The 14,047-nt window shown below is 65.7% G+C and carries 13 protein-coding genes; 9 read left to right on the top strand and 4 right to left on the bottom strand.

Annotated features, from left to right (window positions below):
* Positions 1-65: 65 nt before the first annotated feature.
* From CT676_RS43825 to glk, 3 genes are all read right to left on the bottom strand, one after another.
* Entirely contained in the window at positions 66-221 is a 156-nt protein-coding gene (locus CT676_RS43825) for a hypothetical protein (RefSeq protein ID WP_166096600.1), read from the bottom strand.
* 146 nt (positions 222-367) lie between these two features.
* Positions 368-571 (bottom strand): hypothetical protein, encoded by a 204-nt coding sequence (locus CT676_RS01715; RefSeq protein ID WP_014495215.1) that lies wholly within the window; start codon positions 569-571, stop codon positions 368-370.
* A gap of 139 nt (positions 572-710) precedes the next feature.
* Positions 711-1,697, bottom strand: a complete 987-nt coding sequence (gene glk, locus CT676_RS01710) for a glucokinase (RefSeq protein ID WP_085399010.1) — start codon at positions 1,695-1,697, stop codon at positions 711-713.
* A 257-nt stretch (positions 1,698-1,954) separates the two neighbouring features.
* Here glk and pncA point away from each other — a divergent pair, with 257 nt between their 5' ends.
* The 9 genes from pncA to CT676_RS01665 all read left to right on the top strand — a co-directional run bounded on the left by pncA (position 1,955) and on the right by CT676_RS01665 (position 12,616).
* Positions 1,955-2,581: a bifunctional nicotinamidase/pyrazinamidase gene (gene pncA, locus CT676_RS01705; RefSeq protein WP_085399011.1), complete on the top strand. Its 627-nt coding sequence runs from the start codon at positions 1,955-1,957 to the stop codon at positions 2,579-2,581.
* A 16-nt stretch (positions 2,582-2,597) separates the two neighbouring features.
* Positions 2,598-3,713, top strand: a complete 1,116-nt coding sequence (locus tag CT676_RS01700; RefSeq protein WP_085399012.1) for an alpha/beta fold hydrolase — start codon at positions 2,598-2,600, stop codon at positions 3,711-3,713.
* Positions 3,714-3,864: 151 nt separating this feature from the next.
* Complete coding sequence (locus CT676_RS01695; protein ID WP_085399013.1) at positions 3,865-5,898, top strand: NAD(+) synthase; 2,034 nt, start codon at positions 3,865-3,867, stop codon at positions 5,896-5,898.
* Positions 5,899-6,370: 472 nt separating this feature from the next.
* Positions 6,371-7,186, top strand: coding sequence for a sugar phosphate isomerase/epimerase family protein (locus CT676_RS01690; protein ID WP_063983251.1), 816 nt, complete (start codon positions 6,371-6,373; stop codon positions 7,184-7,186).
* A gap of 30 nt (positions 7,187-7,216) precedes the next feature.
* A complete protein-coding gene (locus CT676_RS01685) occupies positions 7,217-8,854 on the top strand; it encodes an ABC transporter substrate-binding protein (protein WP_135213655.1) in 1,638 nt (545 codons plus the stop codon).
* Positions 8,855-9,841, top strand: a complete 987-nt coding sequence (locus tag CT676_RS01680; protein ID WP_085401531.1) for an ABC transporter ATP-binding protein — start codon at positions 8,855-8,857, stop codon at positions 9,839-9,841. It begins immediately after the preceding gene.
* Positions 9,838-10,830: an ABC transporter ATP-binding protein gene (locus CT676_RS01675; protein WP_085401530.1), complete on the top strand. Its 993-nt coding sequence runs from the start codon at positions 9,838-9,840 to the stop codon at positions 10,828-10,830. Before CT676_RS01680 ends, CT676_RS01675 begins: the two co-directional genes overlap by 4 nt.
* Positions 10,830-11,759, top strand: coding sequence for an ABC transporter permease (locus CT676_RS01670; RefSeq protein ID WP_167767896.1), 930 nt, complete (start codon positions 10,830-10,832; stop codon positions 11,757-11,759). The genes CT676_RS01675 and CT676_RS01670 overlap by 1 nt, the downstream gene beginning before the upstream one ends.
* Positions 11,756-12,616, top strand: coding sequence for an ABC transporter permease (locus CT676_RS01665; RefSeq protein WP_135213653.1), 861 nt, complete (start codon positions 11,756-11,758; stop codon positions 12,614-12,616). The genes CT676_RS01670 and CT676_RS01665 overlap by 4 nt, the downstream gene beginning before the upstream one ends.
* Before the next feature lie 47 nt (positions 12,617-12,663).
* Here CT676_RS01665 and CT676_RS01660 read toward each other — a convergent pair whose 3' ends face one another.
* Positions 12,664-14,040 carry a SagB family peptide dehydrogenase gene (locus tag CT676_RS01660; RefSeq protein ID WP_167767923.1) on the bottom strand — a complete coding sequence of 459 codons (1,377 nt, stop codon included), beginning with the start codon at positions 14,038-14,040 and terminating at the stop codon, positions 12,664-12,666.
* Between the last annotated feature and the right edge of the window lie 7 nt (positions 14,041-14,047).

Genomic DNA, 14,047 nt, shown 5'->3' with positions numbered 1-14,047 from the left:
GAGATCGCCAACGAAAATGGCCGCCCGTGAGGGGCGGCCATTTGGCGAAAGAATGTCTCGTCGTCTCAGATCAGGCCGGCGCTGAGGTCGATGCCGCGCGCCATCACGCCGAACGAGGCGACCAGGCCCATGCAGCAGAACAGCAAGATGATCTTGAACGAAGAATCGGCAAAACGGGTTTCGACGGCGACCGGGATCGCGGCAAGCGAAATCATGCTCATGTTCATTCCCCCCTTTGTTGACCCCTGAATTGCATCAGGTAAGGGAAGCTCTTAGAGCAAAAAGTTTGACGCGAGCTTGCGAGGGATCGTTAACGGAATCGCAATCGCTCGCGTGTTTTCGCGAGCAGCGAGCGGTCCCGCAAGTCTCAGTTGCGGCCGTTCTTCAGCACGGTGGCGATGGTATGGGCCGTCATGGCGGCGCGATCAGAGGCGCGCTGCGCGGCCAGCCGGTCGCGGGCCTTTTCCTCGATCAGGAGCTCGATCAGGGCCAGCCGCTTGTCATCGTCGTCCGCCTCGGTCAGCAGGCGGTGATAGCGGTGATAGTCGAAACCGAAGTCCTGCTTACGCATGTCACGCCCCCGCAACTACGGGAATTGTTTCCCATCGGACACAGTCGGGCAAGCACGATCCTGCGTGGAACCGCGCCTTGGCTGCAATCAGCTGTGTATAGTTAACGGACTGGACGGCGTCGGAGCCGATCGCGGCTCATCAATCCGGATTGTGGTCGGCGAACATCTTCAGGCCGACGAAGCTCGCGTCGGGTTTCGTCACCAGCCTGGTCGGGATGTTGCGCAAATAGTCCTGGAAGCGTCCCTTGGCTTCGAAGCGCGCCCGGAACGCGGAGGCGGCAAGGAACTCCGGAAAGCGCGGCACGATCCCGCCAGCGATGTAGACGCCGCCACGGGCGCCGAAGGTCACCGCGAGATTGCCCGTGACCGAGCCGAGGATGGCGCAAAACATCTCCAGCGTCGCGCGGCTGAGTTCGCAACTGCCCTCCAGGGCGGCCTTGGTGATGGCGGCGGCGTCGCGGTGCGGCACCTGGGCGCCGTCGACCTCCGCCAGCGCCTCGTAGAGGCTTTGCAGACCGGAGCCCGAAAGCGCCCCGCGCTCGATGGAGACATGGCCGAAACGTCGGCGCAAGCACGCGATCACGCGTTCCTCGCGCTCGTTTTCCGCCGGCAAAGTGGCGTGGCCTGCCTCGGTGACGACCGCCAGCCGGGCGCCGTGGCGTTCGACCAGACAGGAGACGCCGAAGCCGGTTCCAGGCCCAACCACTAGCAGCGGTTCTCCGGGGAGGCCGTCCTGGCCCCCGAGCGGGATCAAATCGGCAGGCTTCAGGGCGGGCAGGGACCAGGCCACGACCTCGAAATCATTGAGCACATGCACGCTCTCGAAGCCGAGGGCCGGCTGGAGCTCGTTGCCGTCGATGACCCACGGACTGTTGGTCATGACGCAGCGGTTATTGGTCACGGGACCCGCGACGGCCAGCACGGCTCGTTTGGGCTGCTTGCCGCCGGACCGGCGCGCAAGGACGTCCGCGATGGCTTCCCGGACGGTCGGGAAGTCAGCGACCTTCACATAGTCGATGGGCCCGGCCTGGTCGCCGCTGTCCGATGCGCTTTCGCTCAGCGCAAAGCGCGCATTGGTGCCGCCGATATCGGCGAGAAGAATCTGTCCTGTCTTGCCGATACTCATGACCTTGTGGCTGCCGCGTCCTGCAGGCTCGCGGGAACCGTTCCCTCCGCTCCATCCGATCCGCAATTTGCGAACGTCTCTAGAATCCGTCCTCGGGTGAGCCTAGTCAACTCGGACAACGCCAAACCGTTGCATCCCAGGTGCGACGGGCGCGATATCGCCGCATGTGTCGATGGTTGCGAAGCCGCGCGGGAAGATCGACATTGGACGGAGCGTTCGGCGCCCGTCGCGCCGGACGGCTGGAACGGGACCTTGCGATGCAGATTTCCGACCGCGACGTGCTGCTGGTGATCGACGTGCAGAACGACTTTTGCACCGGCGGAGCGCTCGCCGTTCCCGGCGGCGAGAAGGTTGTCCCGGCGATCAACCGAATTGCCGCAAATTTCACCAATGTGGTGCTGACCCAGGACTGGCATCCGGGCGACCACGTCTCGTTCGCACCGAACCATGCGGGCAAGCAGCCGTTCCAGACCATCGAGCTCGACTACGGCACCCAGGTGCTGTGGCCGACGCACTGCGTGCAAGACACGGCGGGCGCTGAATTCCATGGGGAGCTTGAAATTACCAGGGCAAACCTCGTGGTGCGCAAAGGCTTTCGTCGCGGCATCGATTCCTATTCGGCGCTGTTCGAGAACGACCACCGGACGCCGACCGGGCTGCTCGGTTATTTGCGCGAGCGCGAGCTGAAGACCGTCTTCATCGCCGGTCTGGCGCTGGATTTCTGTGTTCGTTTCTCGGCGGAAGATGCCCGCAAGGCGGGGTTCGAGGTCGCCGTCATCGAGGATGCATGCCGCGGCATCGATCTCGACGGCTCGGTGGCCGCGACCCATCGGAGTTTTCGCGAGCGCGGTATTTCGATCGTCAGCCTGGAGGCCTTGCTGTGAGGACCTTGAGATAGTCATGGTGGAGAAGGGCGGCAAACCGCTGGGTGGATCGGATCGTCCTCCGGATGATCCGCTGCTATGGCCATTTGCGGCGGCGCGGCTCGCGATGGACGCCTGCTTCTGGTGGCTGGAGCGCGATCCGCCGGAACAGGACGCGAGCAATCTGCCGTGGACGACACCCAACACGGTCGGCTTGGAGCTTGCGACCATGCGCCTGCGCGATTGCACGCGGACGCAATCCGGCCAGCCGGCACTGGTCTGCGCGCCCTATGCGCTGCATCGGGCCCTGATCGCCGACTTCGCACCGGGCCACAGCGTGGTGCAGTCGCTGCAGAATGGCGGCATCGATCGGGTCTACCTCACCGACTGGCGCTCGGCCTCGCCGGACATGCGCTATCTCTCGATCGACAGCTATCTCGGCGATCTCAACGTCGCCGTTGACGAAATCGGCGCGCCGGTCGATCTCGTCGGCCTGTGCCAGGGCGGCTGGCTGTCGCTGCTCTATGCGGCGCGCTTTCCCGCCAAGGTGCGGCGGCTGGTGCTGGTGGGGGCGCCCGTCGATCTCTCGATCGATTCCGCGCTGTCCCGGCTAGCTCGCAATTCGCCTGAGGCGCTCTACGACCAGCTCGTGGCGCGCGGCGGCGGCAATGTCAGCGGCGACGAGATGCTGCGCTTCTGGACGAAGGCGCCGAGCCGCGACGACATTGCGGCGGCATTGCAGAGGGATCTCTCGGACGAGGAGGGCGCGGCACTGCTCGCGCGTTTCGATCGCTGGAATACCGAGACGCTCAACCTGCCCGGCACCTATTATCTGGAGATCGTCAACCGAATCTTCCGGGAGAATCGGATTGCCGGCGGCAACTTCACGGCGCTCGGCCGCGAGGTTGATCTGAGGGACGTCAAGGCGCCGGTCTTCCTGCTCGCCGGGCTCGATGACGACGTCGTGCCGGCCAGACAGGCGCTTGCGACCGCCGGTCTGCTCGGAACGCCGCCGGCCTTCATTGCCGCGGCCTCTGAGCCCAGCAATCACCTCGGCCTGTTCATGGGGGCGCGCACCCACGCCCATGCCTGGCCCCGGATCGCCGAGTGGCTGCGCAACGACCTCTCCGGAGTGCTGGCCCGCAGCGCCTGACCTTGTCGGGTGCCTTGGCCCGGCCGGGCCGGCGAACACGCAAATCCGTTATGCATGACGGCGGATGGCCTGCACGGGGCTCGGTCGATGGGTTACATATCATGGGGAACTGGCGGCTGCGGCCGCGACAAGATTAAGGGTACCGCGCTCGATGAGCTTCCACTCGATCTACGCCCACGGATTTGCGCGCGTGGCGGCCTGCGTCACCACCTCCCATGTGGCCGATCCCACGGCCAATGCGAAGGCGATTCTGGCGGCGGCAGGCGCTTGCCATGAACAGTCGGTGGCGGTTGCCGTGTTTCCGGAGCTGTGCCTGTCCGGCTACGCGATCGAGGATCTCGTCAAGCAGGACCCGCTGCTCGATGCGGTCGAGCGCGGGCTCGCCTCAATCGTCGAGGCCTCCTCGGCGCTGATGACGGTTCTGATCGTCGGCGCGCCGCTGCGCTTCGGTCATCGCATCTACAATTGCGCCGTCGTCATTCATCGCGGCAACGTCCTTGGCGTCGTGCCCAAGTCTTATCTGCCGACCTATCGCGAATTCTACGAGGGACGGCATTTCGCCTCCGGTGCCGGCGTGGCCGGAGAGACGATCGCGTTTGGCGGGCTGCATGCACCGTTCGGCGTTGACCTCCTGTTTGCGGCCGAGGATGTTCCAGGCCTGATCATCGGCGTCGAGATCTGCGAGGACATGTGGATTCCGGTGACGCCGGCATCCGAACTCGCGCTTGCCGGCGCCAGCGTGCTGATCAATCTATCCGGCAGCCCGATCACGATCGGTCGGGCGCGCTCGCGCGCACTGCTGTGCCAATCGACGTCGGCGCGTTGTCTTGCGGCCTACGTCTATTCAGCCGCCGGAGCAGGGGAATCGACCACGGATCTGGCCTGGGACGGCCAGACCTCGATCTATGAGAATGGCGTGCTGCTGGCCGAGGGCGAGCGGTTCCGCCAGGACGGCCAGATCACGCTGGCCGATGTCGATCTCGATCTGCTCAGGCAGGAACGCGCACTGATGGGCACGTTCGACGACAATCGCCGGCAACGCGAAGCCTTTTTCCGGAGGATCACCTTTGCCCTGAAGCCGCCGGCCACCGACGTCGGCTTCCTGCGCAAGATCGAGCGCTTCCCGTTCGTGCCGAGCGACGAAGCCCTGCTCGAGCAGGATTGCTACGAGGCCTACAACATCCAGGTCGCCGGCCTCGTGCAGCGCATGCGCGCGACCGGAACCAAGCGCGTGGTGATCGGCGTCTCGGGCGGGCTCGATTCCACCCACGCCCTGATCGTCGCCGCCAAGGCGGTCGACCTGCTCGGACTGCCGCGCAGCAACATCCTGGCCTACACGATGCCGGGCTTTGCCACCGGCAGCGAGAGCAAGACCAATGCACTGGCGCTGATGAAGGCGTTGCAGACGGAGTGGCAGGAGCTCGACATCCGCCCCACGGCGACGCAAATGCTGAAGGACATCGGCCATCCCTTCGGCAAGGGCGAGAAAGTCTACGACATCACGTTCGAGAACGTGCAGGCGGGCCTGCGGACAGACTATCTGTTCCGGCTCGCCAACCATCATGGCGGCATCGTCATTGGAACCGGCGATCTCTCGGAGCTCGCGCTCGGCTGGTGCACCTACGGCGTCGGCGACCAGATGGCGCATTATAATGTCAACGCCGGGGTGCCGAAGACGCTGATCCAGCACCTGATCCGCTGGGTGATCGCCTCAAAACAGTTCAGCGACGACGTCAACCGGACGCTGGCGTCGATCCTGTCCGCCGAAATCTCGCCAGAGCTGGTTCCGGTCAAGCCCGGCGAGAAGCCGCAGAGCACGGAAGCCTCCGTCGGGCCCTACGAGCTGCAGGATTTCAACCTGTTCTACACGCTGCGGTTCGGCATGCGGCCGTCCAAGATCGCGTTCATGGCGCAGCACGCCTGGAATGACGTCGCCAAGGGCGAATGGCCGCCGGCGTTCCCGACCGATAAGCGCAGGGCCTATGATCTGCCGGAGATCCGGCGCTGGCTGGAAGTGTTCCTGCGCCGCTTCTTCGCCTTCAGCCAGTTCAAGCGCTCGGCGATGCCGAACGGGCCGAAGGTTTCGGCCGGTGGCTCGTTGTCGCCGCGCGGCGACTGGCGCGCGCCGTCGGATTCAAGCGCGGCGGCATGGCTTGAGGATCTCGAGCGGAACGTTCCGAAGTGATTAGGCAAGACTGATCGGGCAGGGCGCCTCAAAACGACTTCGCGCCGCGCGGCTCATACAGCCGGCGGCGCGAAATTGCGTTCAATCTAGAAAGTTCCGAGGTCCGGAGTGCCTAGGAGTCCGGACCTCGTCACCTTGCCCCAGCCTTTGATCCCCCCGCCCCATGCGGTCCCCCAACCCCATGTAGCGCGATCAGAGGGTGATGCCCCTGGAAGGCCGCCGATCGATGCGCGCGATGTACGCGAAGTATCGTTAGGATTCCATTCCGTGTCACTACGGACACGAACGCGCTTGATGCTGCACGCTGGTGCATTCGTCCGCATCTGCTGCGATCACTGCTGCCTGAATTCGATGCAGGCGATCGGCGGGGATGTCCACATCAGCGCATCGCCGCGGCACCTGCATTTCACGGGCCTGTCACTTAACTGGTCTAGCGCTGCTCCCGTCATCGCTGACGGTCAAGGAGCAAGCCATGTCGAAGCCGGTGCTGGGCGCAGCATTGTCCATCAAATCGATCCCTGCTCACCGCGACTGGCTTCTGGAACGGCAGCGCGATCTCGAAATCCAGGATTTTTTCCGCGCGGATTTGCTCGACGGCGATTGGCGGAGTGCAGCCAGCGAGATCAAGCAGATGCTCTCGGGCCATACCGGCCGGCTCGGCATTCACGGCCCGTTCTGGGGCTTCAAGATCGACAGCCATGATCCCTTGATCCGCAAGGCGGTGACGAAGCGGCTGCTTCAGGGCCTCGATGCCGCGGAATTCCTCGGCGCGACGCAGATGGTGATCCATTCACCGTTCACGACCTGGGACCACAACAATCTCGACCTCTATCCTGATAACCGAGGCAATCTCGTCGAACGCGTCAAGACGACGCTTGCCGAGGTGATCGCGCGGGCCGAGACGATCGGCTGCGAGGTCGTCATCGAGAACATCGAGGACAAGGATCCGCGCGACCGCGTGCGCCTCGCCAAGGCGCTCGAAAGCAACAAGGTCCGCGTCTCCCTCGACACCGGCCACGCCAACTATGCCCACATCTCCACCGGCGCTCCGCCGGTCGATTACTACGTCGAGACCGCCGGCGACATGCTGACGCATGTGCACCTCCAGGACACCGACGGCTTTGCCGACCGGCACTGGGCGCCGGGCGAAGGCAACATCCCGTGGGTGGCCGTGTTCCGCGCGCTGGGCCGGCTGACCTCCAACCCGCGGCTGATCCTCGAACTCCGCAATCACGACGACGTTCGCGCCGGCGCAGCCCATCTGGCCGCGCTCGGTCTCGCTGAATAACCGGCATCACAAAGGTCAGGGCTTATCGTCATGAGCAAACTCACCCGTCGCACCATCCTGAAGTCCGGCGGCGCTGCCGCAGGCACGCTTCTCCTGCCGCGCTTTGCGATCGGGCAGGCCGACAACCGTCCGTCGGTGACGATCGCCGTGCAGAAGGTGACGAATTCGAACGTGCTCGACGTGCTGCGCGAGCAATCGAACGTCGGCGAACGCGTGTTCTTCTCCTCGATCTGGGAGGGACTGATCTCCAAGAACTGGCGCGGCAGCCTGGAGGCCGTGCCGGGCCTCGCCACCGAGTGGCGCCGCATCGACGACCAGACCGTCGAGGTGAAGCTGCGCCAGGGCGTGAAGTTCCACAATGGCGACGAGCTGACGGCCGAAGACGTCGTCTTCACCTTCAGCCGCGAGCGCATGTTCGGCGAGACCGAGGCCAAGAGCCGCTCCACCATCCAGGCCTTCGAGAAGATCCCGACGCCGCGCCCGGGCAAGGAATTGCCGCCTGACGTGCCGGCGGTCGCCCGCCGCATCTGGCCGGACCTCGTGCGCGTCGATGCCGTCGACAAGTACACGGTGCGCTTCTACAACGCGACGCCCGACGTCACGATCGAGGGCCGGCTGTCGCGCTACGGCTCCGACATCATGAACCGCCGCGCCTGGGAGCAGTCCGCGAGCTATCTCGACTGGGCGCGCAAGCCGATCACGACGGGGCCGTACAAGGTCGTCGAGCTCAAGCCCGACGTGTCGCTGACCCTCGAAGCGCATGACGAATATTGGGGCGGCCGGCCGCCGCTCAAGCGCATCCGTTTCCTCGAAGTGCCCGAGGTTGCGAGCCGCATCAACGGGCTGCTGTCGGGCGAATACCAATTCGCCTGCGACATCCCGCCGGACCAGATTGCCGGCATCGAGAAGAACTCTGCGTTCGAAGTGCAGGGCGGCACCATCCTCAATCACCGCCTGACCGTGTTCGACAAGAACCACGCCCAGCTCGCCGATCCGCTGGTGCGGCGCGCCTTCACCCACGCGATCGACCGCCAGGCGATCGTCGACAGCCTGTGGGCGGGCCGTACCCGCGTGCCGAAGGGTCTTCAGTGGGAATTCTACGGCGACATGTTCAACGCCGACTGGAGCGTGCCGGCCTACGATCCGAAGCTCGCGCAGGATCTGTTGAAGCAGGCCAACTACAAGGGCGATCCGATTCCGTATCGCCTGCTCAACAACTACTACACCAACCAGGTTGCGACCGCCCAGGTGCTGGTCGAGATGTGGAAGTCGGTCGGCCTCAACGTCCAGATCGAGACCAAGGAGAACTGGTCGCAGATCATGGAACGCGCGCAGACCCGCGCGGTACGCGACTGGTCGAACTCGGCTGCCTTCAACGATCCCGTCTCGTCGCTGGTCGCCCAGCACGGCCCGAACGGCCAGCAGCAGCAGATCGGCGAGTGGACCAACGCCGAACTGAACAAGCTTTCGGAGTTCCTGGAGACCTCGACCGACCGGGCCGCCCGCAAGAAGGCGTTCCGCCGCATGCTGGAGATCGCCGAGCGCGAGGATCCCGCCTATACGGTGCTGCACCAGAACGCGACCTTCACCGCGAAGCCGAAGTCGATCAAGTGGAAGGCGTCGCCGGCATTCGCGATGGATTTCCGCGCCGGCAATTTCGAGGCGTAAATGGCGACGCCGCTGGTCAGCATCCAGAGCCTCAGCGTCGCCTTCAACGGTGTAGCGGTCCTGCGCGGCGTCGATCTCACCTTGCAGAAGGGCGAGGCTCTCGGCCTCGTCGGCGAGTCCGGCTCCGGCAAGTCAGTGACGTGGCTTGCTGCGCTCGGCCTCTTGCCGCGGCATGCAAAAGTCTCGGGCTCCGTGCGGCTCGACGGACGCGAAATCCTCGGCGCACCCACGGGTGAGCTTGACCGGGTGCGGGGCGGGCGGGTCGCCATGATTTTTCAGGACCCCGCAAGCGCACTCAATCCGGTGCTCACCATTCGCAAGCAGCTCTGCGAGGCTTTGGCGCTGCATCGCGCTCTCTCGGGCGAGGCGGTGAGAGCCGAAGCGCGGCGGCTGCTCGATCTCGTCGGCATTCCCGATGCGGCGCGGCGGCTCGAAGCCTATCCGCACGAATTCTCGGGCGGCCAGGTCCAGCGCATCATGATCGCGATGGCGCTGGCCGGAAATCCCGATCTCCTCGTCGCGGACGAGCCGACCACGGCGCTCGACGCCACCATCCAGGCGCAGATTTTGGAGCTGCTCTCGACCATCCGCCGCGAGATGAGCATGGCGATGGTGCTGATCAGCCATGATCTCGGCGTCGTCGCGGAAAACTGCGACCGCGTCGCCGTGATGTATGCCGGCCGCATCGTCGAGCAGGCGCCCGCCAACCAGCTCTTTGCCGATCCGGTGCATCCCTACGCGCAGGGCCTGATCGGCGCACTGCCGCCGCTCGACGGACCGCGTCGACGTCTCACGGCCATTCCGGGGACCGTTCCCGATCCCGCGCACATGCCAAGCGGCTGTGCCTTCGCGCCGCGCTGCGTGCTGGCGGCCGAGCCGTGCGGACTTGCCGTGCCGAGCCTGGCGCCGATCGCGAACGATCGCGTGGTTGCCTGCATCCGTGCCGAAGCTTCGCGCCGCGCGCTGCTCGGGATCGCCGCCGAATGAGCGGGCCGCTTGTCGAGGTGTCCTCGATCTCGCGCAGCTACGCGATGCGCTCCGGGATGTTCGGCCGCAGCACAGCGGTTCACGCGGTCGACGGCTTGTCACTTGCGATCCGCAAGGGCCAGACGCTCGGCCTCGTCGGCGAATCCGGCTCGGGCAAGTCGACCACGGGTCGTATCGTGCTCGGTCTCGAGCCGCCCGATCGCGGCGAGGTGCGGTTCGACGGCAAGGCGATGGCCGCGCCGGGCACGAAGGCGTGGCGCGCGCAGCGGGCGCGCATGCAGATGATCTTCCAGGATCCGCTGGGGGCGCTGGACCGGCGGTTGCCGGTCGCCACCCAAATCCGCGAGCCCCTGGACATTCACGGTCTCGGCACGCCGGCCGAACGCGAGGAGCGTGTCCGCGAATTGCTGCGCGCGGTCGAGCTGACGCCGGCGCATGGCGCGCGCTATCCGGGCGCGCTCTCCGGCGGCCAGCGTCAGCGTATCGTGCTGGCGCGGGCACTGGCGACAAAGCCCGATTTCCTCGTCTGCGACGAGCCGGTCAGCGCGCTCGACGTCTCGATCCAGGCGCAGGTGGTGAACCTGCTTTGCGACCTCCAGGCGCAGCTCGGGCTGACGCTGCTGTTCATCAGCCACGATCTGCGCGTTGTCAGGCAGATCAGCAATGTCGTCGCCGTGATGTATCTCGGCCGCATCGTCGAGATCGGCAGCGCCGACGATCTCTTCGCGCGTCCCGAACACCCCTATACGCAGGCGCTGGTCTCGGCCTCGCCGGCACCGGGCCGCCGCAGCGCGGGCCGCATCGTGCTGGCAGGCGATCCGCCGAACCCGGCGGCCAGGCCCCAAGGCTGTGCGTTCCATCCGCGCTGCCCGCGCGCTATCGCGCGCTGCGCGAGCGAGGTGCCGGTGCTGTCGGCCGTCAGCGGTGACAGGCAAGTCGCCTGCCACCTCGTGACGGGGCCGCAGGCCGAGACGCGGGACGCGGCCTGATGGGACGCTACCTTGCCATTCGGATCGGACGCGCGGCGCTGACGATCGTGCTCGTCGTCACCTTCGCCTTCGTGGTGCTGCGCCTCTCCGGCGATCCCGCGTTGATGATCCTGGGACCGGAGGCGCCGCCGGAAGTGCTCGCTGCTTTCCGCAAGGCCTGGGGGCTAGATGATCCCATCTGGTTCCAGTACCTCGACTACTTCGGCGCCATCGCCAAGGGCGAGCTCGGCCGCTCCATGCGCGACGGGCGACCGGCGATTGAGCTCGTGCTGGAGCGGATTCCGGCGACGCTGGCGCTGACGCTGCCGGCGTTCTTCTTCAAGGTCGCCCTCGGCATTCCCGCCGGCATCTACGCGGCGCTGCACCGGGGCTCGGGAATCGACCGCGCCGTGATGATGACGGCGGTCGCCGGCTTCACCGTGCCGAGTTTTGTCCTTGCGCTGCTGCTCGTGCTCGTGTTCGCCGTGCAGCTCGGCTGGCTGCCGTCGGGCGGGCAGGACAGCTGGCGTCACGCCATCCTGCCAATCGTGACACTCAGCCTCGGCGGCGCCGCGGTGCTGGCGCGCTTCACTCGCAGCGCCATGCTGGAGGTGCTGGGCCAGCCCTACATCCGCACCGCCTCGGCCAAGGGCGTGCCGTGGCGCAAGGTGGTGACGTCGCATGCGCTGCCGATCGCGGCGATCCCGACCGTCACCATCCTCGGCTTCATGGTGGGCACGCTGATCGCGGGCGCGGTCGTGGTCGAGAGCGTATTTGCTTGGCCGGGAGTAGGGCGCCTGCTGGTCGTCGCCGTCGCCAACCGCGACCTTGCCGTCGTGCAATGCATCCTGTTGCTGGTCGCGATGACCATGGTCACGTCCAATCTGATCGTCGACTTCCTCTACGGCTTCCTCGATCCGCGCCTCCGCGCCAAGGGGGCCCACGCATGACCGATGCGACGCTGAAGGATACGGCTGTCCGCCACCGCATCAGCCTTCCCGCGATCCCTGTCTCGGTCGCACTCGCGATCAGCTGGATCGTCGCCATGCTGGTGATCGCAGCGTTCGCCGAGAAAATCGCACCTTACAGCTTCACCCAGCTCGACCTGCGCAACCGGCTGGCTGCGCCCGGCAATGTCGCGCACTGGCTCGGCACCGACGAGCTCGGCCGCGACGTGCTGTCGCGGCTCCTCGTCTCGATCCGCATCTCGCTGTTAATTGCGTTCGGCGCGACTGCGATCTCTGCGATCGTCGGCACCACGCTCGGCTTCCTTGCCGCGCATTTCCGCGGGGCCGTCGAGCAGCTCGTGCTGATGCTGACCGACTTCCAGGCCAGCATGCCGTTCCTGATCATGGCGCTCGCGGTGCTGGCCTTCTTCGGCAATTCGCTGCCGCTGCTGATCGGCCTGATGGGCCTGTTCGGCTGGGAGCGCTACGCCCGCATCGCCCGCGGCCTCGCCATCTCCGCCAATGCGCAAGGCTATGCCGCCGCCGTCCGCCAGCTCGGCGCGACGCCGTCGCGGATTTACCTTAGGCATATCCTGCCCAACATCGCCTCGACCCTGATCGTCTCGACGACGCTCGTCTTCCCCGAGGTGATCCTGATGGAATCCGGCCTGTCCTTCCTCGGCCTCGGCGTGCAGCCCCCGATGACCAGCCTCGGCAACATGGTCGGCTATGGCCGCGAGTACCTGACCCGGGCGCCCTGGATCATGCTCGCGCCGGCGACCACAATCGTGATCACCACGCTGGCCGTCTCCGTGATCGGCGACTGGCTGCGCGACCGGCTCGATCCGACCCTGCAATAGGGCGACCGGCCTGACGCGTGCGCCGACTTGCCATCGGACACCCGCTTCTAGCCTTGGACCTCCGGCGTCCGGCCGCGCCCGAGCGCGAATTGACCGACCGGGCCCTCGATATGGAATTCCAACTCCGTCATTTTCGCGAACAGATCGATGTTGGTGCTGCCAATGGCGCAGCCGCCGAGGCCCATATCGGTCGCCGCCAGGTAAAGCGTCTGAATCAGGCTGCCGACATCCTTCAGGATCAGCGAATATGCGATTGAGCTGTATTTCCAGGAGACCCGTCCAAAACGCGCCGCGATCGTGATGAGGATTTGCGGCTGACCCGGCGCGTCCATGGCGAACTGGGCAGCCGCCAAATGCGCCTGGAGTTGTTGGGGGGAGGCGCTGATCGCGACGAGCGCGTGGCTCCCTGCATCGTAGTGGTAGAATCCGCGCGCAAGCCCGTCGCAGTTCGCGACGGTAAGGTACAATTCCAGCTCGTACGCGCTGCCCGCCGACGGATAAGGCCTTGTGCTGTAGGTGACGTCGGGACCGCCTTCGAAATACGGCTCGCTCGTCCATTCGGACAAGACGCGCGCGCTGGTGTCGAGAAACTGCGCGAGTTCGCCGAGCGTGACCGGATTCTTGTCGTCGAAATCCCGTGTTGAATGGCGTTCGCGCAACAGCTTCGGGAAGCGGGAGTTCGGTTCCGGGGAGGAGAATTTGCGCAGGTCAATCTTGCTGCCGGCCCAGGGCGGACGCACCGCTGGCGACGGCGGAACGACGCCGGCATAGGTGAAAGCGGCGCCGACCGGATTGGCTTGCCGACCCTCCGTGCTCCGCGTGTGAAACACCAGATCGTGGAAATCCCAGAGTACGAGGTTGCCGTCGCCTTCGTTCACCCGCAGGCCTTCTCCGTCTTTCGCATCGAGCTTGAGCAGGATCTGGCTGTCCAGCAACAGTTCGAGCAGATGGACGGTGGAGGAAGCCACCTTCTGGTTGAGCTTGCCGATCTTCCGGGGCTGCGACAGCGCCGCAAGGGTGGCGGCGATGGCGGGATCGCCAATCCGGAACAACGCGCCGGCGCGTGGCGATTCCAGCACCAGCTCGTTGCCGCGCCGACGGAGAAAGGCAAAGCGCGATAGGACAATGGTGTCACGACTGCCCAGCTTCGCGCGCCGCGGCCAGTATTCGGGGACTTGGGGTTCGATGACCACGAAGTCCTGCGTGTTACGCGAAGAGGAGAGGCGGTATTCCAGAAGCCCCTGCCGGGCCAGGCGACGCACCAGGGCGTCGACGTCTCTCGCGAGGGCGCTCTTGCCCGCAAAGGACGCGAGCGGAAGGCCGGTGCTCAGATGTCGCGCGCAGTCCATCGCGGCCGCGCTGAATTGTCCGAGGTTGACGGAATAGTCGCCCAGAATGGCGGTGATGTTTCCGTCCGGCTGCATCTGGAGG

The sequence above is a fragment of the Bradyrhizobium sp. MOS001 genome, from assembly GCF_004634465.1.
Classification (GTDB): domain Bacteria; phylum Pseudomonadota; class Alphaproteobacteria; order Rhizobiales; family Xanthobacteraceae; genus Bradyrhizobium; species Bradyrhizobium barranii.
The sequence above is the reverse complement of the archived record's forward strand: the minus strand, read 5'-3'. Positions and strand labels throughout refer to the sequence as shown.

Coding starts and splice junctions, on each gene's coding strand:
- CT676_RS43825 (WP_166096600.1), bottom strand. CDS start 221: ATGAGCATGATTTCGCTTGCCGCGATCCCGGTCGCCGTCGAAACCCGT.
- CT676_RS01665 (WP_135213653.1), top strand. CDS start 11,756: ATGACCGATGCGACGCTGAAGGATACGGCTGTCCGCCACCGCATCAGC.
- glk (WP_085399010.1), bottom strand. CDS start 1,697: ATGAGTATCGGCAAGACAGGACAGATTCTTCTCGCCGATATCGGCGGC.
- pncA (WP_085399011.1), top strand. CDS start 1,955: ATGCAGATTTCCGACCGCGACGTGCTGCTGGTGATCGACGTGCAGAAC.
- CT676_RS01680 (WP_085401531.1), top strand. CDS start 8,855: ATGGCGACGCCGCTGGTCAGCATCCAGAGCCTCAGCGTCGCCTTCAAC.
- CT676_RS01675 (WP_085401530.1), top strand. CDS start 9,838: ATGAGCGGGCCGCTTGTCGAGGTGTCCTCGATCTCGCGCAGCTACGCG.
- CT676_RS01690 (WP_063983251.1), top strand. CDS start 6,371: ATGTCGAAGCCGGTGCTGGGCGCAGCATTGTCCATCAAATCGATCCCT.
- CT676_RS01660 (WP_167767923.1), bottom strand. CDS start 14,040: ATGCAGCCGGACGGAAACATCACCGCCATTCTGGGCGACTATTCCGTC.
- CT676_RS01670 (WP_167767896.1), top strand. CDS start 10,830: ATGGGACGCTACCTTGCCATTCGGATCGGACGCGCGGCGCTGACGATC.
- CT676_RS01685 (WP_135213655.1), top strand. CDS start 7,217: ATGAGCAAACTCACCCGTCGCACCATCCTGAAGTCCGGCGGCGCTGCC.
- CT676_RS01700 (WP_085399012.1), top strand. CDS start 2,598: ATGGTGGAGAAGGGCGGCAAACCGCTGGGTGGATCGGATCGTCCTCCG.
- CT676_RS01695 (WP_085399013.1), top strand. CDS start 3,865: ATGAGCTTCCACTCGATCTACGCCCACGGATTTGCGCGCGTGGCGGCC.
- CT676_RS01715 (WP_014495215.1), bottom strand. CDS start 571: ATGCGTAAGCAGGACTTCGGTTTCGACTATCACCGCTATCACCGCCTG.